Below are 19095 nucleotides of genomic sequence, written 5' to 3' on the forward strand. Positions count from 1 at the left end.
GGTCGCGCCCGCCGCCGCCGGTGCGCCGGGGAAGCCCCGGCGCCGCCGGCGGCGGTCGAGCGGCACACGGCCGACCGGCCGTCAGGCACCGTCGGCCGCCGTCACCGGCGGATGCCGCCGGCCGGTTCGGTCAGTCGAGGTTCCGCAGGTCGAGCCGGCGGAACTCGATGGTCTCGTACGAACCGGCCGCCCCCGTCTCGTACAGGACCCCGATCGTCCGGCCGTTGACCTGCACCAGGTCGGAGTACGCGGCCGGCTGCTGCGACAGCGTCGTCACCTTCGTGAAGTTGCGCCCCGCGTCGTCGCTGCGCCAGACCGCCATCTTCTCCCGCTTCGCGGGGTTCGACGGGCCGGAGAACAGCAGCGGCGCGTGCCGCCCCGCCGGCTGGAGCACGCTGGCCTGGACGACGGGCACCTCGTTCAGGTCCGGCTGCACCCGGTACGGCCGCTCCAGGCTGGTGCCGCCGTTGCGGGAGTAGGCGTCGAGGCGGTTGCCGGCCGAGGTGCCGTTCTGGTCGCGGGTGCTGAAGTACAGGCGGCCGTCGGGCAGTTCTGCGGCGATGTTCTCGTTGCTGTTGATCTCACCCTCGTACTGGTCGTCGATGAAGCCCAGCTTCCAGGTGCGGCCCCCGTCGTCGCTGTAGACGGCGTGGGCGCCGTAGTACTTGGCCTCCTGCCCGGTGTCGGCGGAGCCGGCGGGCGGGGAGGTGGAGTGGTTGGAGGGGATGACGAGCCGGCCGCGGTGCGGGCCGTGCTTGAGGGCGACGGCGTGCCCCGGCCCGGTCGCGTACCAGCGCCACTGCGGCAGCTTGACGTCGGCGGTGATCTCCCGCGGCTCGTCGAAGGTGCGGCCGTCGTCGGTGGAGCGCTGGACGAAGACCCGCCGGCTCTGCTCGGCCGTGACCTCGCCGCGCATGATCTGCGCCTCGGTGACCTCGCCGCTGTTGTACGAGGTGACGAGGACCAGGTCGCCGGTCTTCGGGTCGACGACGGGCGCGGGGTTGCCGCGGGTGTGGCCGCCGCCGGCGGCCACGACGGACATGGGGCCCCAGGTGCAGCCGCCGTCCTCGGAGCGGCGGACGACGACGTCGATGTTGCCGGTGTCGCCGGCGCCGCCGACGCGGCCTTCGGCGAAGGCGAGGAGGGACCCGCCACGGGTCTTGACGCTGGCGGGGATGCGGTACGTGTCGTAGCCGCCGTCGCCGGATCTGTACGGGACCGAGGACGTGCAGCGGGCCTTGCCGGACGCCGCGGCGCCGGCGTCGGCCGCCGCCGTGCCGGGGCCCGCGGCCAGGGTGCCGAGGAGGGCGGTGGCGGACAGGAAGAGAAGGCTGGTCGAGGTGCGCATGCGGCGACTCCGGACTCATGGGACGTAGGAGGTGGGATGTCCGATCGCAAAACGTAGAGGGCGCGGCGGCCGGAGGCAAGACCCCGGACGCCGGGAAAGATCGCACCAGGGCGATGGCCGCCGGATGTTCGTGTGCGATCGTGGGCGGGAATCGAGCTGGTCGGGCAGGGGATACGGGCCGGTCAGGAGGGACGGGCACCGTGGGCCGGGCCGAGGGGCCGGGCCCGGCGACGGGTCCAACGGGCGGGCGGAGGAGGCCGGGTGGCGAGCACGGGCGAGATACGGCGGGCGCGGTACGCCGTCGCGGCGGTCTTCGCCGCGCACGGCGCGGTCACCGGCAGCTTCGCCACCCGGGTCCCCTGGGTGCAGGACCACGCCGGGATCAGCGCCGGCCAACTCGGCCTCGCGCTCGCGATGCCCGCGCTCGGCGCCGCCACGGCGATGCCGCTCGCGGGCCGGATCAGCCACACCTTCGGCGCCCGCCGCGCGCTGCGCGGGCTGATGGTCATGTGGTGTCTCGCGCTGGTGCTCCCGGCCCTCGCCCCCGGGCTCGCGACGCTGTGCGCGGGCCTGTTCGTGTACGGCGCGACCGCCGGCATGGCGGACGTCGCGATGAACGCGCTCGGCGTCGACGTCGAGCAGCGGCTCGGCCGCTCGATCATGTCCGGGCTGCACGGCATGTGGAGCGGCGGCGCGCTCGCGGGCTCCGCCGCCGGCACCGTCGCCGCGCACACCGACCTGGACGGCCGGGTGCACTTCGCGATCGCCGCCGCCGTCCTCACCACGCTCTCGGCCGTCGTCTGCCGCTGGGTGCTCGCGCCCGCCGCGCACACCGACGAGGAGCCGCCGCCCCACTTCGCGCTGCCGCCGCGCTCGGCGCTGCTCATCGGCGCGGTCGGGTTCTGCGCGGTCTTCGCCGAGGGCGCCAGCCTGGACTGGTCCGCGGTCTACCTGCGCGACGAGATGGGCTCCTCCCCCGGCCTCGCCGCCGCGTGCACCACGGGCTTCGCGCTGACGATGGCGGTGGCCCGGCTGGTGGGCGACGCGGTCGTGGAACGCCTCGGCCCGGTGCGCACGGTGCGCGCGGGCGGGGTGCTGGCCACGCTCGGCGGCGTGCTGATCGTCACCTCCGCCGCCCCGGCGCAGGCGATGGCCGGGTTCGGGCTGCTGGGCCTGGGCATAGCGGTCGTCGTCCCGGTGGTCTTCGCGGCGGCGGCGCGGTCCGCCAACGCGCCGAGCCAGGCGATCGCGGGCGTGGCGACGATCATGTACGCCTCGGGGCTGATCGCCCCGGCGGCGATCGGGCAGGTCGCGGACGCGACGTCGCTGACGGTGTCGTTCGGGCTGGTGACGCTGCTGGCGACGGGGCTCATCGGCGGGGCGGGACTGCTGCGCGGGCGGCGCTCGGAGACGAAGGCCAGGGCGCCCGGCGCCGTACCGGATCCGGCGCCGGCCCCGGGCACGGACCCGTAGGCGGCACCGCCCGCCGCGTACCGCCGCCGTCCGGTGCGCCCCTCAGCCCACCGTTCAGCCCACCGTTCAGCCCACCGCTCAGCCCACCGCCTTCGCCGCCGCGCGGCCCGCGGTGCGGCCGGAGAAGAGGCACCCGCCGAGGAACGTGCCCTCCAGCGAGCGGTACCCGTGGACGCCGCCGCCGCCGAAGCCGGCGGCCTCCCCGGCCGCGTACACCCCCGGCAGCGGCTCCCCGCCGTCGGCGAGCACCCGCGACGCCAGGTCCGTCTCCAGCCCGCCGAGGGACTTGCGGGTGAGGATGTTCAGCCGTACGGCGATCAGCGGGCCGTTCTTCGGGTCCAGGAAGCGGTGCGGGGACGCGGCCCTGATGAGCTTGTCGCCCAGGAAGTTGCGGGCGCCGCGCACCGCGGTGATCTGCATGTCCTTGGTGTAGGCGTTGTCGATCTCGCGGTCGCGGGCGGTGAGCGTGCGGCGCAGCGCCTCCTCGTCGATGAGCTTGTCGCCGGTCAGTTCGTTCATCCGGCGCACCAGGGTGCCGAGGTCGCGTTCGACGATGAAGTCGGCGCCGTGGTCCATGAACGCCTGCACGGGCCCGGGCGCCCCGGAGCGCGCCCGGCCCAGCACGTCGCGCACGCTCTTGCCGGTCAGGTCCGGGTTCTGCTCGCTGCCGGAGAGCGTGAACTCCTTCTCGATGACCTTCTGGCTGAGGACGAACCAGGTGTAGCCGTGGCCGGACTTCATGATGTGCGCCAGCGTGCCGAGCGTGTCGAAGCCGGGGAACAGCGGCACGGGCAGCCGACGGCCGGTCGCGTCCAGCCACAGCGACGAGGGGCCGGGCAGGATGCGGATGCCGTGCCGGGCCCAGATGGGGCTCCAGTTCTCGATGCCCTCGGTGTAGTGCCACATCCGGTCGCGGTTGATCAGCCGGCCGCCGGCGGCGCCGGCGACGTCGAGCAGCAGCCCGTCGACGTGCGCGGGGACGCCGGAGAGCAGCTTCTCGGGCGGGGTGCCGAGGCGCTCGGGCCAGTGGGCGCGTACGAGGTCGTGGTTGCCGCCGATGCCGCCGGAGGTGACGACCACCGCCTGGGCGCGCAGCTCGAAGGTGTCGGCCACCTCCCGGCCGCTGGCGGTGCCGCGGGCGGCGTCGCTGGGCTCCAGGATCTCCCCGGTGACGGTGTCGACGGCGCCCGCGCTGCGGGCCAGGCCGGTGACGCGGTGGCGGAAGCGCAGGTCGACGCGGCCGAGTTCGGCGGCCTCGCGCACGCGCCGCTCGAAGGGGGCGACGACGCCGGGTCCGGTGCCCCAGGTGATGTGGAAGCGGGGTACGGAGTTGCCGTGGCCCTCCGCGTCGTAGCCGCCGCGCTCGGCCCAGCCGACGACCGGGAAGAACGACATGTCCATGGACCGCAGCCAGGCGCGCTTCTCGCCGGCGGCGAAGTCGACGTACGCCTCGGCCCACTTGCGCGGCCAGTGGTCCTCGTCGCGGTCGAAACCGGCGGTGCCGAGCCAGTCCTGCCAGGCCAGCTCGCGGCTGTCGCGGATGCGCAGGCGGCGCTGCTCGGGCGAGTCGACGAAGAACAGGCCGCCGAAGGACCAGTGCGCCTGGCCGCCGAGGGACTGCTCGGGCTCCTGGTCCAGCAGGATGACCTTGCGGCCGGCGTCGGCCAGCTCCGCGGTCGCGGCTAGCCCGGCGAGCCCGGCTCCGATCACGATGACGTCGGCGTCGTAGACCATGGCTGCCGCCCCTCCGAAGGTTACCGGTCGGTTCAGATCCTGTTGACTGCGCCGCCGCGCGTCAACCGCCGGACGCGGGGCACTTTCCGCACGCCGCGGGCGGGGCGGGTCGGCCGCGGGGTGCGCGGACGCGTTCGGTTAGGGTCGAGGCCGTGAGCGACCCCGAGCGTCCGTCCGCCGTGCGGCTGTGGTTCTCGCCCCGGCGGCTGCGCGGCGAGGGCAGGACGCCGGACTACCGTTTCTCCCTCGCCAACGAGCGGACCTTCCTCGCGTGGGTACGGACCGCGCTGGCGCTCGTCGGCGGCGGCATCGCCGCGGACCAGTTCCTCGACGAGATGAACGGGCCCACCCGCACCACCATCGCCGCCGTGCTGCTCGCGGGCGGCGCGGTCTGCGCGGTCCGGGCCGTCAACCACTGGATCCGCTGCGAGCGCGCGATGCGCCGCGGCGAGGACCTGCCGGAGTCCCGCTTCCCCGGGCTGCTCGCCGTGGGCACGGCGGTGGCGGCGGTGGCGCTGATCGTGGCGGTGCTGGTCGGGACGAGGCGGTGAGCGACGCCCGGGACCCCGCGGCGCAGCCGGAGCGGACGCGCTTCGCGTGGCGGCGTACGACACTGGCGTTCGCGGTCGTGGTGGTGCTGGAGATACGGCGGCTGGTGGTGCAGGGCGGCTCGCCGGGCGGGTACGCCGGGCTGTCGCTGGCGCTGTGCACGTGGCTGGTGTTCCTGGCGGCGGGTCAGCGGCGGATAGAGCAACTGGCCGCCAACGTACCGGCGGCGATGGCGCCGGGGCTCGCGCTGGGCGCGGGCCTGTGCGTGGTGGCGTCGGCGACGTCCGCGGCCGTGCTGCTCTTCTGACGCCGCGGGCCGCCGCCCGCACGCCGCGGGGCCGCCGCCGCGCCGCTCCCGTACCGGCGGCTGGTCCTAAGCTCGCAGGAGTACGACAGCGCAGGCAGGAGCCTTTCTCTAGGGGGACACGCGCATGCCCGTCACCGTGCCACTGATCGTCGTCATGGGCGTGTCCGGCTGCGGCAAGACCACGGTGGGCCGGGAGCTGGCGGAGCGGTTGAACGTGCCGTACGCGGACGGCGCCGACGTCGGCCGCGAGGCCGGCCGCGCCGAGGCGTTCGGCGAGCCGTCCGACGAGGCCGTCGCCGGCTGGCTGCGCAGGCGGGCCGCGAGCGGCGGCGTCGTCAGCCGCCCCGCCCTGCGCCGCCGGGACCGCGACCGGCTCGCGGCGGCCGTGCCGGGGCTGTACTTCCTGCACCTGGACGGCTCGCGGGAGCTGGTCGGCGAGCGGCTGGCGGAGCGCAAGGAGCTGTTCGTGCCGCATGACGTGCTCGACGCGCAGTTCGCGGCGCTCGAACCGCTGGCGCCCGACGAGCACGGGGCGGCGGTCGGCATCGACGGCACGCCGGCGCAGATCGTGGACCGCGCGGTCGACGCCGCCCGCACGCCGTACAGCGTGCAGCTCGCCACCGGCGTGCACGCCTACGTCCAGCCGGACGGCGGCTGGTGCCTGAGCAACGCGGGCTTCGTCAGCGACGGCACGACCACGCTGCTCGTCGACACCGCCGCCACCGAGCCCCGGGCCCGGCTGCTGCGCGAGGCGGTGCTCGCCAGCGGGGCGCCCGACCCGGCGCTCGTGGTCAACACCCACCACCACGGGGACCACACGTACGGCAACAGCGTCTTCGCCCCCGCCACCGTCGTCGGGCACGCGGCGTGCCGGCAGCAGGCGCTCGCGTCGGGGCGCCATCTGGAGCTGGTGTGGCCGGAGGTGGAGTACGGGGACGTGCGGCTGACGGCGCCGGACATGACGTACACGGAGTCGATGACGCTGACCGCGGGCGGCACGGAGATCCGGCTGCTGCACCCGGGGCCCGCGCACACGGTCGGCGACACGGTGGTGTGGCTGCCGGAGCAGCGGATCGTGTTCGCGGGGGACATAGCGCTGTGCGGCGGGACGCCGTTCGTCGCGTTCGGCTCGCTCGCCGGGTCGCTGCGGGCGCTGGAGCGGCTGCGGTCGCTGGGCGCGGAGACGGTGGTGCCGGGGCACGGGCCGGTGACGGACCCGGGGGTGTTCGACACCGTGGAACGGTATCTGCGGTACGTCGGCGCGCTGGCCGCGGAGGGCCGGGCGGCGGGCCGGACGCCGCTGGAGACGGCGCGGGCGGCGGACCCGGAGGCGTTCGCGGGGCTGCGGGAGCCGGAGCGCCTGGTGGCGAACCTGCACCGGGCGTACAGCGAGCTGGCCGGCGAGCCGGAGGGGCACCCGCTGGACGCGGCGGAGTACTTCGCGGACATGGCGGCGGTGAACGGCGGCGAGATGATGCCCTGCCATGCGTAGCGCCCGCGGCGGGTGCGTACGGGTGGGCATGCCGGGAGCGGGGCGGCAAGGGGCCGCCCGGGTCTGGACGGCATACCGACCGGTCGGCATTATGGGGGCCCGGGTCCGTGCCTCCGGGCCCGCCGACCGCCGCCGCCCCCGGAGGGACCCCGTATGAGCGACGACCAGCCGCCCGGCCTCGACCTCGACGCCCTGCGCCGCCATCTCGACGCACGGCTCCCGGGGCTCGTCGGCGGCGGGCTCGGCGCCCGGCTCATCGAGGGCGGCCGGTCCAACCTCACGTACGACGTCACCGACGGCAGCGGCCACTGGGTCGTCCGCCGTCCCCCGCTCGGCCACGTGCTGGCCACCGCGCACGACATGCCCCGCGAGTACCGCGTCCTCACCGCCCTGCACCCCACCCCCGTCCCGGTGCCGCGCACGCTGCTGCTCTGCGAGGACGACTCCGTGCTCGGCGCCCCCTTCTACGTCATGGAGTCCGCCCCCGGGACGGCGTACCGCACGGCCGGGCAACTGGCGCCGCTGGGCCCCGAGCGCATCCGCGCCGTGGTCCACGACCTCGTCGACACCCTGGTCCGCCTGCACGCCGTCGACCCCGGCGCCGTCGGCCTCGGCGACTTCGGCCGCCCCGACGGCTTCCTGGAGCGGCAGTTGCGCCGCTGGGGCAAGCAGCTCGACGCCTCCCGCAGCCGCGAGCTGCCCGGCATCGACGAGCTGCACGACGCCCTGGCCCGCGACCTGCCGCCCGCCGCCCCGCCCGCCGTCGTCCACGGCGACTACCGCCTCGACAACGTCCTCGTGGACGACGGCGACACCGTGACCGCCGTCCTCGACTGGGAGATGTCGACGCTCGGCGACCCGCTCGCGGACCTCGGCCTGCTCGCCATGTACAGCGCCCCCGTGGACACCCCCGACTCCCCCATCCCCACCACCGCCGACGCCCCGGGCCACCCGACCGCCGCCGAGATCACCGCCCGGTACGCGGAGCGCTCCGGCCGGGACGTCTCCCGCGTCTCGTGGTACACGGCCTTCGCGTACTTCAAGCTCGCCGTGATCCTGGAGGGCATCCACTACCGCTTCACGCTCGGCCGGACCGTCGGCACCGGCTTCGACCGCATCGGCGAGCTGGTGCCCCGCTTCATCGCGGGCGGCCTCACCACGCTCCAGGAGGGCTGACCGGCCATGGACTTCGCACCCGACGCACGCACCGAGGAGCTGCGCGAGCGCCTGCTCGCCTTCATGGACGGGCACGTCCACCCCGCCGAGGCGGTCGCCGCCGCGCAGCTCGCCGAGCAGGGCGACCCGTGGGTGCACCCGCCGGTCGTGCACGAACTGCGCGCCGAGGCCCGCCGGCGCGGGCTGTGGAACCTCTTCCTGCCCGACGACACGTACGGCGCGGGCCTGACCAACCTCCAGTACGCGCCGCTGGCCGAGATCACCGGCCGCAGCCCCCACCTGGCGCCGCTGGCGCTCAACTGCGGCGCCCCGGACACCGGGAACATGGAGCTGCTGGCCGAGTTCGGCACCGCGGAGCAGCGCGCGCGGTGGCTGGAGCCGCTGCTGGAGGGCCGGATCCGCTCGGCGTTCGCGATGACCGAGCCGGCCGTCGCCTCCTCCGACGCCACGAACATCGAGACCCGGATCGAGCGGGACGGCACCTCGTACGTCGTCAACGGCCGCAAGTGGTACATCTCCGGGGCGATGAACCCGGACTGCGCCGTGTTCATCGTCATGGGCAAGACCGACCCGGACGGGAGCGACCTGCGCCGCCAGCAGTCCATGGTCCTCGTCCCGCGCGACACCCCCGGCCTCACGGTCCGCCGCGCCATGCGGGTCTACGGCTTCGAGGACCATCTGCACGGCGGCCACGCCGAGATCGTGCTCGACGACGTACGGGTCCCGGCGGCGAACCTGGTCGGCGAGGAGGGCGGCGGCTTCGCCATCGCGCAGGCGCGGCTGGGCCCCGGCCGGATCCACCACTGCATGCGGCTGATCGGCATGGCGGAGCGGGCGATCGAGCTGATGTGCCGCCGGGCGGTGGAGCGTTCGGCGTTCGGCAAGGAGCTGGCGCGCCAGGGCGTGGTGCAGACGTGGATCGCGGACGCGCGGGTGGCGGTGGAGCAGTTGCGGCTGCTGGTGCTGAAGACCGCGTGGCTGATGGACACCGTCGGCAACCGCGGCGCGCACACGGAGATCCAGGCCATCAAGATCGCCGTGCCGCGGGAGGTCGTCGGCATCCTGGACCGCGCGGTGCAGTTGCACGGTGCCGCGGGCGTCAGCCAGGACACGCCGCTGGCCGAGCTGTGGGCGGGGGCGCGCACGCTGCGGCTGGCGGACGGTCCCGACGAGGTGCACCAGCGGTCGCTGGCCCGGCGCGAGTTGCGGAAGTACGCGCCGGGCGCGTGAGCGCGGGCGGCCCCACGGCGCGTACCGGCGGATGCCGTACGGGCCGGGGCTTTCCGGCGCTACGGGCGCAGGGCGCGCATCAGCAGCTCCGCCAGGTGGTCGCCGACCTCCTGCGCCGACATCGGCCCGTCCGGGCGGTACCAACTGCCCAGGTGGTGCAGCGCGCCGAAGTGGTAGTCCACCACCAGGTCGGCCGGGGTCGCGGTGGAGAACACGCCCGCGGCCTGGCCCTCCTCGATCAGGCTGCGGAAGCGCTCGTGGTAGCGGCGCCGCTCGGCCCGTACCTCCTTGAACTTCTCCGGGCTCAGCATGTGCATCGAGCGGAAGAAGATGAGCGCGTCCTCGTGGTTGGCGACGGTGGTGACGACGACGTCCGCCGCCGCCTCCCGCAGCCGCCGCTCGACCGGGGCGTCCAGCGCCGCGTAATGGTCGAGGCGCTCCTGCTGGACCCGCAGCAGGCGGGCGTAGATCTCGTGCAGCAGGTCGTCCTTGGAACCGAAGTAGTGGTAGAGCGCCCCCTTGGTGACCCCCGCGGCCTCGACCAACTCCTGTACCGAGGTGCGGTCGAAACCCCGCTCCGCGAAGAGTCTCGTGGCGGCGGCGAGCAGCCGCTCGGGCACCGTCCCGCTCTCCCCGTCCGTCGTCGTCGCCATGTCCTCGCCCCTTCGTCGTCCTGCCCTACAGTGTCGCCCGGGCGGCCCGGCCCGTCCCGCCGTACCGGAAGGCCCGCGGGACACCCGCGTCATCCCCGTCCGTCCTCCAGTGTCCGCTGGAGGCGGTTCATTCCGGCCAGCCAGCGGTCCGGTTCGGTGGCGCGGACCGCGCTGTAGCCGGCGACCTCGGGGTGCGGCAGGATCAGGAAGCGCTCCTCGGCGATGCCCGCCACGACGGCGTCGGCGACCTGTTCCGGCTCGATGGCGCCGGGGGCGAGGACGAGGTCCCCGGCGGGGCCGGTGGCGCGGAGCAGGTCGGTGCGTACGCCCTGGGGGCAGACCGCGTGCACGGCGATGCCGCGGTGGCGGTACGTCAGGGACAGCCACTCGGCGAAGGCGAGCGCGGCGTGCTTGGTGACGCTGTACGGGGCGGCGCCGACCATCGACAGCAGGCCGGCGGCCGAGACGGTGGCCACGAACCGGCCCTCGCCGCGCTCCAGCCACTCCGGCACCAGCTCGCGCGCGGCGCGCACATGGGCCATGACGTTGACGTCCCAGGCGGTGGCCCACTCGTCGTCCGCGGCCTCGGGACCGCCGCCGGTGCCGACGCCGGCGTTGGCGCAGAAGAGGTCGATGCCGCCGCCGAGGGCCCCGCGGGCGGCGGGTACGACGCCGGAGGCGTCGCCGGGCAGCGCGACGCCGCCGATCTCGGCGGCGACGGCACGGGCCTTCGCGGCGTCGAGGTCGTTGACGGCGACCCGGGCGCCCTCGGCGGCGAGCCGCCGTGCCAGCGCGGCGCCGATGCCGGCGCCGCCTCCGGTGACCACTGCTCGCGCGTCCCGCACGCTGCCCACGGCGCCCGCCTCCCCACGGTTGCTGACCCTGGCAGACTAACCGGTCGGTATGCGCGGGGGAAAGCCCAGGGTGCCGCGGCGGGCGGGCCGTTGGCAGGGTACGGACCGGGCGGGCCGAGGACTGCGGGGCCGGGGCACCGCCGCGCGACGCGGCTCCCGGCGCGGCCCCGGGACGGTGTCAGTGGCGGCGATTACGGTGGCTGGATGTTGTTGCAGGTCTGCCTCAACGGACCGCGGAGCGCGGCCGACCACCGCGGGGTGCCCGTGACGCCGCAGGCGCTGGCCGACGCCGCGGTGGCGGCGTGTGCGGCCGGGGCCCGGGACGTCCATCTGCACCCCAAGTCGCCCGCCGGGGCCGACTCGGTCGTGGCGGCCGACGTCGCCGCCGCCGTGACCGCGGTGCGGCGGGCCGTGCCCGGGGTGCCGGTGGGGGTGACGACCGGCGCCTGGGCGGAGCCCGACCCCGCGGTCCGGGTCGCCCGCGTCCGCTCCTGGACCGTGCTGCCGGACCACGCCTCGGTCAACTGGCACGAGCCCGGCGCCGACCAGGTGGCCGCCGCGCTGCTGGAGCGCGGCGTCGGCGTGGAGGCCGGCATCTGGTCGGGTACGGGCGCGGCGGCGCTCCTGCTCGCCTCCCCGCTCGCCCCGCGGGTGCTCCGCGTCCTCGCCGAGGTCACCGATCCCGACCCCGACTCCGCGCCCGGCACCGCCCGCGACCTGCTCGCCGCCCTGGCAGGAGCACCCGCCCGGCCCGTGCTGCTGCACGGCGAGGACGGCGGCGCCTGGCCGGTGCTGCGGCTCGCGGCCAGGCTGGGCCTGTCGACCCGTATCGGGCTGGAGGACACGCTCGTGCTCCCGGACGGCTCGCCCGCCGCCGGGAACGCCGCGCTGGTCGCGGCCGCCGCCGTGCTGCGCTCCGACCCCGGAGGCGCCGGGGCGCCGTGACGGCGACGCGGGTGCGGCGCCGTTGACAGGGGCCCGTACCGCGACCATGCTAAGCAGTCGCTTAGACGTTCCCGACGCACCCTCGTCCGCCCCGGGAGGCACGCCATGGCAGAGCCCCGCACGTTCACCTCGGTCGAGGAGCTGAAGGGCGCGGTGGGCGAGGAGTTGGGGCACACGGACTGGTTCGAGGTCGACCAGCGGCGCATCGACCTGTTCGCGGAGGCCACCGGCGACCACCAGTGGATCCACGTCGACCCGGAGCGGGCCGCCGGCGGCCCGTTCGGCGGCACCATCGCCCACGGCTACCTCACGCTCTCGCTGCTGCCGCTCTTCGGCCCGCAGCTCATCGACGTCGCGGGCGTCCGCATGGGCGTCAACTACGGCACGAACAAGGTGCGTTTCCCCGCGCCCGTCCCCGTGGACTCCCGGCTGCGGGCGTCGGGGACGATCGTGGACGTCACCGAGGTCGCGGACGGCGTGCAGCTCGCCGTGCGGTACACGGTCGAGCGCGAGGGCGGCGAGAAGCCCGTGTGCGTCGCGGAGTCGGTGGTCCGCTACTACTTCTGACCGCTCCCCCGCCGGGCCGTCCTACGGCCGGGCACCCGGCACGTCCGGGGGCTGAGCCGGGGCCGGGGCCGCGACCATCCGGCCGACCAGGTCCGCGTACAGCGCCCCCAGCTCGTCCGGCGGTCTGCTGCCCGCCGCGCTGAACCACCGGGCCACGTCCACGCACAGCGACAGCACCGCCAGCGCCGTCCCCGGCACGTCGTCCACCGCGAAATCGCCGTCCCGTACGCCGTCCTCGATGACCCCGCGCACCAGCCGGTCGATGTCCCGCCGCAGCGCGACGATCTCCGCGTAGTGCTCCTCGCCGAGCGCCGCCAGTTCGTACTGCACGACGCGCGCCGTGGTGTGGTGCTCCGCGTGCCAGCGCGCGAAGGCCCGTACGGCGCGCGCCAGCCGCTCCCGCGCCGGGCCGTCTGACTCCGCCGCCGCGGCGATGATCGCGCGGGCCCGCTCGTGGCCGACCCGGCTGATGCGGAAGAGCAGCTCTTCCTTGGTCTTGAAATGGATGTACAGCGCGGCAGGGCTCATCCCGGCACGGCCGGCGATGTCGCGGGTGGTGGTGGCGTGGTAGCCGCGCTCGGCGAAGGCTTCGACCCCCGCGGTGAGCAGCCGCTGCGCCGCCTCCGGCTCGACGTCGCCCCAGGCCGCGGGGTCCTGGACGTCCTGCATGCTCGCTCTCCGCTCTCCCGGGTGCCGCGGAGAACACCCTACCCCCGACGCTGAGCAAGCGCTTAGGGCCGTACGGACCGGGTGCGGCACCCGGCGCCCGGCCGCGGCGGGCCCGCGGGCCCGGCCGTGACCTCGCGGTTAGCGCCGCTAGTTTCTGCGTCGCGCGCTCTAAAATGTGCGCCATGGCCCGCCCCCGCAAGCCCCTGCTGAGCCGTGCGCGCATCGTCACGGCGGCGCTCGCCCTCGTCGACGCCGAAGGGCTCCAGGCCGTCTCCACCCGGCGGCTCGCCGCCGAGCTGGGGGTCAGCGGGCCGTCGCTGTACAACCACTTCACGACCAAGGACGAGCTGCTGGACGCCGCCGTGGACGCCGTCGTCGCGGAAGTCGACCTGTCGATGTTCGCGGACGGCTCGCCGTGGCCCGAGGCGCTGCTGGCCTGGGCCAGGTCGTACCGGGGAGCGCTGGCCGCGCACCCGAACATCGTGCCCGTGCTCGCCCAGGGCCCCGGCCGCAGACCGGCGGCGCTGCGGCTGGCGGACGCCGTGTTCGGCGGCATGGTCGAGGCCGGCTGGCCGCCCGCCCAGGCCACCCGGGTCGGCGCCCTGATGCGGTACTACGTGGCCGGCTCCGCGCTGGGCTCGTTCGCGGGCGGCTTCGTGGCCGACCCCGCGGCGTACGACCCGGAGGACTACCCGCACCTGGGCCGGGCGCACCTGCTGGCGGAGCACCGCCAGGAGGTGGACGAGGGCGCCTTCGAGACCGGGCTGCGGGCGCTGGTGGACGGGCTGCGCTTGCAGTTCGCCCAGCTCAGCGGGCAGCCGTCGGGCTGACGCCGGGGCGCCGCAAGGCGGGGCGCGGGCGGGGCTATGATCCCGCAATGGCCGACCTGGTACGCGTGATCTACCGCAAGTACGACGGCACCCTGCACTGGAACACGACCATGCGCCGCCTCGGCGAGGACGAGCACGGCGTGTGGCTCGGGCAGCCGGCCGGCGGCACGACGCGCAAGGGCACGGGGCCGCCCGTGACGGTCGAGTGCGCGCACGTGGCGCTCTTCCCCCGGGACGCCTGGTGGACCGCCGAGTTCAACGCCCCGCCGCGGCGCACGGACCTCTACGCGGACATCACCACTCCGCCGCGCTGGCGCTCGGCCGCCGAGGTCACGATGGTCGACCTGGACCTCGACGTCGCCCGTTGGCGCGGGCAGCGCGAGCCGCGGCTGCTGGACGAGGACGAGTTCGCCGAACACCGGCTGCGCTACGGCTACTCGGAGGAGACGGTGGCGCGGGCGACGGCCTCGGCGCAGTGGCTGATGGCGGCGGTGGCGGCGGGCACGGCGCCGTTCGACGGGGCGCACCTGGGGTGGCTGGAGCAGGTGGCGGAGGGCTAGTCCGCCCGTACGCGGGACGGCACACGGCCGCGCGGGAAGCACGCGAAGGGGTGGCCGCCTCGCGGAGGCCACCCCCGGGGTGCGGAGGGGGCGGGCCTTCCCGGCGTGCTAGACGAGGGACATCTCGAACGCCAGCGAGACCTTTCCGCCCTCCGCGACGCGGCTCCCGCCGCACGCCGTCACGGCGGTGATCTCCGGGTCGAGGGCCACCGTCCGGTCGATGTCCTCGACGTCCTCGATGAGCACGGCCCAGTTGCCCTCGTAGTTGTCCGTGCTCCCCGTGACGGAGACGAACCACTGGGTCGGGCCGCTGGACGTGCCCTCCAGCCGGATGGTGTCACCGGGCTCGACGAACGTCTCGTCCCCGCACGCCTGGGCGGACGAGGAGAGCGTCGCCGTGTCCGGGCCGATGTCGTCCACCGCGCGGGGACTGCCGGAAGTGAGCGACATGCGGTAGTGGGTGATGCTGAAGTGTCCGTACTTCTGGATCCGGTCGACGACGATGCACGCCCGGTAGAAGAAGTCCTCCCCTCCGGTCGCGGCGACCGTCGTGTCGATCGGCGTCTGCTGCCCGGAGTCGGAACCGGCCGGGCCGCGGAAGACCACCGTCTCCGGGCCGCCGGCCGTGCCGGCCCGCCGGACGGTCCACTCGCCGGTGCCGTTGGTGAGGTGCCCGGTCAGCCGCGCGCCGGTGTCCGACCTCACCTGGTCGGTGCACCGGGAGTCGCCCGCGCCCAGGGTCTGCCCGGACCCGCCGCCCGCGGTGGCCGGGGTGGCCGCGCTGATCGCGATCAACGCCCCCACCGCGACCACGACGGTCGTGATCCGTCTGCGTAAGCTCATGAGTACTCCGTTCGAAGCCGCTCCTGCCCGGACCCCGCCGTGCGGTGGGGGCCGCACGGGCGGGGAACGGTTCTGGCCTTTACGGATACGCCCCCTGCGCGGGTCCCGTTCACCCCCTCCACGCCTTGTTCGCCGTGGATGGCGCGGCCGGTGACCGCGGCGCGCACCTCCCTCGGCTCCGGCCCGGTGCGGCGGCTCGACCCGGCCTCGCGGCCCCTTCCCCGACCGGTCGGTAACTCTCGCGTCGCGAGGCGTGAATTCGCAGGTCCGGTGTCGGTGGGCCGACCTACCATGGCGGACATGGCCCGATCGCGCAGCCCTCTCGCCCGCCCCGTCCCGACCCGCCCGGCCGGCGGGTGCCGATGACCGCCGGCGTGCCGGGCGGCCCGGTGGCCGATCCGCTGCGGGGGCCGACGCTCGCGGAGTTGCGCCGGCGGACGTCGATGAAGTGGCGGGCGTATCCGCCCGACGTGCTGCCGCTGTGGGTCGCCGAGATGGACACGTCGCTCGCCGAGCCCGTCGCCGAGGCGGTGCGGAGCGCCATCGACCTGGGCGACACGGGGTACGCGACCGTCGGGCCGTACGCGGAGGCGCTGGCGGAGTTCGCGAAGCGGCGCTGGGACTGGCGGGTGCCGGTCGAGCGGATGGCCATCGTGCCGGACGTGATGCTCGGCATCGTCGAGGTGCTGAAGCTGGTCACGGGCCCGGACGACGCCGTCGTCGTCAACTCCCCCGTCTACCCGCCGTTCTACGCCTTCACCGAGAACCTCGGCCGCCGGATCGTCGAGGCCCCGCTCGGCGAGGACCGGCGCCTCGACACCGACGCCCTGGCGGCGGCGTTCGCCGCGGCCCGTTCGGGCGGGCACCGCGCGGCGTACCTGCTGTGCAGCCCGCACAACCCGACCGGCACCGTGCACACCGCCGCCGAGCTGGCGCGGGTCGCCGCGCTCGCCGAGGAGCACGGGGTCCGGGTCGTCGCCGACGAGATCCACGCCCCGCTGGTGCCGCCGGGCACCGGCGCCCGGCACGTGCCGTATCTGACCGTGCCCGGCGCGGGCCGGGGCTTCGCGCTGCTGTCGGCGTCGAAGGCGTGGAACCTCGCGGGGCTCAAGGCGGCGCTGGCCGTCGCGGGCGAGGAGTCGGCCGGTGAGCTGGCGCTGCTGCCCGAGGAGGTCTCGCACGGGGCCAGCCACCTCGGGGCGATCGCGCACGTGGCGGCGCTCCGGCACGGCGGCCCGTGGCTCGACGCGCTGCTCGCCGGGCTGGACGGGAACCGCCGGCTGCTCGGGCGGCTGCTGGCGGAGCGGCTGCCCGGCGTGGAGTACCGCGTCCCGGACGGTACGTTCCTGGCCTGGCTGGACTGCCGCGCACTGGGGCTCGGGGACGACCCCGCCGCGGTGTTCCTGGACCGCGGGCGCGTGGCGCTCGCGTCGGGGATCCAGTTCGGCACGGGCGGCGCGGGCCACGCGCGGCTCAACTTCGCCACCTCGCCGGAGGTGTTGACCGAGGCGGTGGACCGGATGGCCACCGCCGTGGAAGCGTCGACCCAGCCGGGAGGCAGGCCATGACCGACGACGTCACCCGGAACAGGCAGAACGGTTCCGCCCCGCGCAAGCGCGGCCCCGCCGCCCCGCGGGCCGGCTCCGGCGGCAAGTCCCGGCCCGCGCCGCCGCGGCGCCCGGGAGCGGCACACCGGGCGGCGCACCCGCGGGCGGTGCGCCGGACCGCGCGCCCGTCCACGCCTTCCGCGACGACGCCCTCGGCGCGCATGACGCCGTCGCCCTCGCCGCCCTCGTCTGCGACGGCGAGGTCACCGCCGGGGAGCTGGCCCGCGCCGCCGTCGAGCGCATCCGCCTCGTCGACCCCGAGCTGCACGCCGTCGCCGTCCCGGCCTACGACTCGTACGAGACGGACGACACGGCCGCCGGCCCGCTCGCCGGCGTGCCCACGATGCTGAAGGACAACACCGACTACGGCGGCCTGCCCACCGGCCACGGCAGCGCCGCCTTCACCCCCCGCACCGCGCCCCGGCACGCGCCGTTCACACGGCAGTTCCTCAGCACCGGCATGACGTTCCTCGGCAAGACCCGGCTGCCGGAGTTCGGCTTCAACGCCACCACGGAGTACGAGAACGACGAGCCGGTCCGCAACCCCTGGCACCTCTCCTACTCCCCCGGCGGCTCCTCCGGCGGCAGCGCCGCGCTCGTCGCCTCCGGCGCCGTGCCGATCGCCCACGCCAACGACGGCGGCGGCTCCATCCGCATCCCCGCCGCCTGCTGCGGGCTCGTCGGCCTCAAGCCGACCCGCGGCCGGGTCGTCCCCAACGAGACGGGCCGCCGGCTGCCCATCGACATGGTCGGCGACGGCGTCCTGAGCCGGTCCGTGCGCGACACCGCCGCGTTCCTCGCCGCCGTCGAACGGCACTGGCGCAACCCGCGCATGCCCCCGCTCGGCCTGGTCGAGGGCCCGGGCTCGCGCCGGCTGCGCATCGGCCTGGTGGCCGAGTCGCCGACCGGCGCGACGACCGACGCCGCCACGCGCGCGGCCGTCGCCGCCGTCGCCACCGCGCTGGAGGGCCAGGGGCACACCGTCGAGCCGTACGCGCTGCCCCTCGACGGCCGCTTCGAGCAGGACTTCATCTCCTACTGGGGCATGCTCGCCTTCCTCGCCGGCGCCGGCGGCCGGTTCATGTACGACCGGCACTTCGACGGCCGCCGGATGGACGGGCTCAGCAAGGGCCTGCGGGCGACGTACCTGCGCCGGATGCACACCACCCCGGCAGTCCTGCGCCGCCTGCGGCGCGCGGCGGACGACGCGTACGACGCGGCCCTCACCCGCTACGACGTGCTGCTCTCCCCCGTCCTCGCGCACACCACCCCGCGGCTCGGGCACCTCTCCCCCAACGTCCCGTACGAGGAGCTGCTGAACCGGCTGCGGGCGTACGTGGCCTTCACCCCGATCAACAACATCAACGGCAGCCCCGCCGTCTCCCTGCCCGCCCCCGCCACCGAGCCGGCCGCGGCGGGCGGCGTACCGGTCGGCGTGATGCTCTCGGCGGCGCACGGCGACGAACGCACGCTGCTGGAGCTGGCCTTCGCCCTGGAGGCCGACCGGCCCTGGCGCCGGATCCAGGACGCCCCGGAGGGCTCGCGACCGTGATGGTCCTCGGAAAGCTGGTGAAGCTGCGCGCGTTCGAGCCCGCGGAGGCGGACGCGCTGTGGCGGTGGAACCACGACCCCGACGTGATGCGCTGGATGGACGACGGCTACGCGGCGTCGCTGGCCCGGGTCCGCCGGCGGCTGGAGGAGCGCGCGCCGAACGCGTACGACGACGTGCTCTACGCGGTCGAGGTGCTGGCCGACGGCGCACTGATCGGCCTCGTCCGGCTGCGCGACGCCGAACCGGAGACGGGCCTGGCCGAGCTGGACCTCTACCTCGGCGAGAAGGACTACTGGGGCCGCGGCTACGCCACGGACGCGCTGCGGGCGATGTGCCGCTTCGGCTTCGAGGACATGCGGCTGCACAAGATCTCGCTGACGGTGGTGACCGAGAACCACGCGGCGATCAGCGTCTACAAGAAGGCGGGCTTCGTGGAGGAGGGCCGGCTGCGGTCCGTGTTCCGGCGGGACGGGCGCTGGTACGACCAGTTCACGATGGGCCTGCTGGAGGGCGAGTTGCTGGACGACAGGCCCTAGCGCCGCGGCGCGCCGTCGGCCCGCACGGCCGCCGGGGCGGGCGCGGCGGCCCGGCGGAGAACGGACCAGGTGCCCGGCCGGGAGTGGCCGGGCACCTGGGTTCGGCGGCGGGGTGGCTTCGGCGTGCCGCCCGTTCGCCGCTCCGGCCCGGGGGCCGGTCCGTCGTCACC

General features: G+C 75.4%; 18 protein-coding genes and 1 pseudogene. 13 read left to right on the forward strand and 6 right to left on the reverse strand.

The features are described from left to right. Window positions 1-130 precede the first annotated feature (130 nt). Window positions 131-1348: an exo-alpha-sialidase gene (locus QBL21_RS22210; protein ID WP_407563980.1), complete on the reverse strand. Its 1218-nt coding sequence runs from the start codon at window positions 1346-1348 to the stop codon at window positions 131-133. 261 nt (window positions 1349-1609) lie between these two features. Here QBL21_RS22210 and QBL21_RS22215 point away from each other — a divergent pair, with 261 nt between their 5' ends. After that, window positions 1610-2821 carry an MFS transporter gene (locus QBL21_RS22215; protein ID WP_407563981.1) on the forward strand — a complete coding sequence of 404 codons (1212 nt, stop codon included), beginning with the start codon at window positions 1610-1612 and terminating at the stop codon, window positions 2819-2821. 78 nt (window positions 2822-2899) lie between these two features. Here QBL21_RS22215 and QBL21_RS22220 read toward each other — a convergent pair whose 3' ends face one another. Further along, complete coding sequence (locus tag QBL21_RS22220) at window positions 2900-4555, reverse strand: FAD-binding dehydrogenase (RefSeq protein ID WP_407563982.1); 1656 nt, start codon at window positions 4553-4555, stop codon at window positions 2900-2902. A gap of 152 nt (window positions 4556-4707) precedes the next feature. Between QBL21_RS22220 and QBL21_RS22225 the strand changes: the two genes are divergently transcribed. From QBL21_RS22225 to QBL21_RS22245, 5 genes are all read left to right on the forward strand, one after another. After that, a complete protein-coding gene (locus QBL21_RS22225; RefSeq protein WP_407563983.1) occupies window positions 4708-5106 on the forward strand; it encodes a YidH family protein in 399 nt (132 codons plus the stop codon). Further along, window positions 5103-5411 (forward strand): DUF202 domain-containing protein, encoded by a 309-nt coding sequence (locus QBL21_RS22230; RefSeq protein ID WP_407563984.1) that lies wholly within the window; start codon window positions 5103-5105, stop codon window positions 5409-5411. The genes QBL21_RS22225 and QBL21_RS22230 overlap by 4 nt, the downstream gene beginning before the upstream one ends. Before the next feature lie 124 nt (window positions 5412-5535). Continuing rightward, complete coding sequence (locus QBL21_RS22235; RefSeq protein WP_407563985.1) at window positions 5536-6903, forward strand: MBL fold metallo-hydrolase; 1368 nt, start codon at window positions 5536-5538, stop codon at window positions 6901-6903. A gap of 153 nt (window positions 6904-7056) precedes the next feature. Further along, the gene (locus QBL21_RS22240; protein WP_407563986.1) at window positions 7057-8079 is read left to right on the forward strand and encodes a phosphotransferase family protein; all 1023 of its coding nucleotides are present in this window, start codon (window positions 7057-7059) and stop codon (window positions 8077-8079) included. Between the two features lie 6 nt (window positions 8080-8085). Beyond that, window positions 8086-9309, forward strand: a complete 1224-nt coding sequence (locus QBL21_RS22245; RefSeq protein ID WP_407563987.1) for an acyl-CoA dehydrogenase family protein — start codon at window positions 8086-8088, stop codon at window positions 9307-9309. A gap of 59 nt (window positions 9310-9368) precedes the next feature. Here the strand turns inward: QBL21_RS22245 and QBL21_RS22250 are convergent, their stop codons facing one another. Both QBL21_RS22250 and QBL21_RS22255 read right to left on the reverse strand, forming a co-directional pair. Next, window positions 9369-9962 carry a TetR/AcrR family transcriptional regulator gene (locus QBL21_RS22250; protein WP_407563988.1) on the reverse strand — a complete coding sequence of 198 codons (594 nt, stop codon included), beginning with the start codon at window positions 9960-9962 and terminating at the stop codon, window positions 9369-9371. Window positions 9963-10051: 89 nt separating this feature from the next. Beyond that, entirely contained in the window at window positions 10052-10816 is a 765-nt protein-coding gene (locus QBL21_RS22255) for an SDR family oxidoreductase (protein WP_407563989.1), read from the reverse strand. Window positions 10817-11020: 204 nt separating this feature from the next. Between QBL21_RS22255 and QBL21_RS22260 the strand changes: the two genes are divergently transcribed. Continuing rightward, window positions 11021-11761 carry a 3-keto-5-aminohexanoate cleavage protein gene (locus tag QBL21_RS22260; RefSeq protein WP_407563990.1) on the forward strand — a complete coding sequence of 247 codons (741 nt, stop codon included), beginning with the start codon at window positions 11021-11023 and terminating at the stop codon, window positions 11759-11761. A 105-nt stretch (window positions 11762-11866) separates the two neighbouring features. Next, window positions 11867-12328 carry a MaoC family dehydratase gene (locus QBL21_RS22265; RefSeq protein ID WP_407563991.1) on the forward strand — a complete coding sequence of 154 codons (462 nt, stop codon included), beginning with the start codon at window positions 11867-11869 and terminating at the stop codon, window positions 12326-12328. Between the two features lie 21 nt (window positions 12329-12349). On the opposite strand, the gene QBL21_RS22270 is transcribed toward QBL21_RS22265, so the two are convergent. Next, window positions 12350-12997 carry a TetR/AcrR family transcriptional regulator gene (locus tag QBL21_RS22270; RefSeq protein WP_407563992.1) on the reverse strand — a complete coding sequence of 216 codons (648 nt, stop codon included), beginning with the start codon at window positions 12995-12997 and terminating at the stop codon, window positions 12350-12352. A gap of 182 nt (window positions 12998-13179) precedes the next feature. Between QBL21_RS22270 and QBL21_RS22275 the strand changes: the two genes are divergently transcribed. Then, complete coding sequence (locus QBL21_RS22275; RefSeq protein WP_407563993.1) at window positions 13180-13827, forward strand: TetR/AcrR family transcriptional regulator; 648 nt, start codon at window positions 13180-13182, stop codon at window positions 13825-13827. A gap of 47 nt (window positions 13828-13874) precedes the next feature. After that, window positions 13875-14387, forward strand: coding sequence for a DUF402 domain-containing protein (locus QBL21_RS22280; RefSeq protein ID WP_407563994.1), 513 nt, complete (start codon window positions 13875-13877; stop codon window positions 14385-14387). A gap of 108 nt (window positions 14388-14495) precedes the next feature. On the opposite strand, the gene QBL21_RS22285 is transcribed toward QBL21_RS22280, so the two are convergent. Then, window positions 14496-15230, reverse strand: coding sequence for a hypothetical protein (locus tag QBL21_RS22285; protein WP_407563995.1), 735 nt, complete (start codon window positions 15228-15230; stop codon window positions 14496-14498). Between the two features lie 362 nt (window positions 15231-15592). Between QBL21_RS22285 and QBL21_RS22290 the strand changes: the two genes are divergently transcribed. The 3 genes and pseudogenes from QBL21_RS22290 to QBL21_RS22300 all read left to right on the forward strand — a co-directional run bounded on the left by QBL21_RS22290 (window position 15593) and on the right by QBL21_RS22300 (window position 18925). After that, window positions 15593-16798, forward strand: a complete 1206-nt coding sequence (locus QBL21_RS22290; RefSeq protein WP_407563996.1) for a MalY/PatB family protein — start codon at window positions 15593-15595, stop codon at window positions 16796-16798. Then, window positions 16795-18389: pseudogene (locus QBL21_RS22295) on the forward strand (amidase). The gene QBL21_RS22290 and the pseudogene QBL21_RS22295 overlap by 4 nt, the downstream one beginning before the upstream one ends. After that, window positions 18389-18925, forward strand: a complete 537-nt coding sequence (locus QBL21_RS22300) for a GNAT family N-acetyltransferase (protein WP_407566512.1) — start codon at window positions 18389-18391, stop codon at window positions 18923-18925. The pseudogene QBL21_RS22295 and the gene QBL21_RS22300 overlap by 1 nt, the downstream one beginning before the upstream one ends. The last annotated feature ends 170 nt before the right edge of the window (window positions 18926-19095 follow it).

The organism is Streptomyces sp. 184, assembly GCF_045781775.1.
In the GTDB taxonomy this organism is placed as follows: Bacteria; Actinomycetota; Actinomycetes; order Streptomycetales; family Streptomycetaceae; genus Streptomyces.

Bases quoted from the DNA above. Each gene is read 5' to 3' on its own strand.
- QBL21_RS22210 (WP_407563980.1), bottom strand. From the start codon at position 1,348: ATGCGCACCTCGACCAGCCTTCTCTTCCTGTCCGCCACCGCCCTCCTC.
- QBL21_RS22220 (WP_407563982.1), bottom strand. From the start codon at position 4,555: ATGGTCTACGACGCCGACGTCATCGTGATCGGAGCCGGGCTCGCCGGG.
- QBL21_RS22235 (WP_407563985.1), top strand. From the start codon at position 5,536: ATGCCCGTCACCGTGCCACTGATCGTCGTCATGGGCGTGTCCGGCTGC.
- QBL21_RS22240 (WP_407563986.1), top strand. From the start codon at position 7,057: ATGAGCGACGACCAGCCGCCCGGCCTCGACCTCGACGCCCTGCGCCGC.
- QBL21_RS22245 (WP_407563987.1), top strand. From the start codon at position 8,086: ATGGACTTCGCACCCGACGCACGCACCGAGGAGCTGCGCGAGCGCCTG.
- QBL21_RS22250 (WP_407563988.1), bottom strand. From the start codon at position 9,962: ATGGCGACGACGACGGACGGGGAGAGCGGGACGGTGCCCGAGCGGCTG.
- QBL21_RS22260 (WP_407563990.1), top strand. From the start codon at position 11,021: ATGTTGTTGCAGGTCTGCCTCAACGGACCGCGGAGCGCGGCCGACCAC.
- QBL21_RS22265 (WP_407563991.1), top strand. From the start codon at position 11,867: ATGGCAGAGCCCCGCACGTTCACCTCGGTCGAGGAGCTGAAGGGCGCG.
- QBL21_RS22270 (WP_407563992.1), bottom strand. From the start codon at position 12,997: ATGCAGGACGTCCAGGACCCCGCGGCCTGGGGCGACGTCGAGCCGGAG.
- QBL21_RS22275 (WP_407563993.1), top strand. From the start codon at position 13,180: ATGGCCCGCCCCCGCAAGCCCCTGCTGAGCCGTGCGCGCATCGTCACG.
- QBL21_RS22280 (WP_407563994.1), top strand. From the start codon at position 13,875: ATGGCCGACCTGGTACGCGTGATCTACCGCAAGTACGACGGCACCCTG.
- QBL21_RS22285 (WP_407563995.1), bottom strand. From the start codon at position 15,230: ATGAGCTTACGCAGACGGATCACGACCGTCGTGGTCGCGGTGGGGGCG.
- QBL21_RS22290 (WP_407563996.1), top strand. From the start codon at position 15,593: ATGACCGCCGGCGTGCCGGGCGGCCCGGTGGCCGATCCGCTGCGGGGG.
- QBL21_RS22300 (WP_407566512.1), top strand. From the start codon at position 18,389: ATGGTCCTCGGAAAGCTGGTGAAGCTGCGCGCGTTCGAGCCCGCGGAG.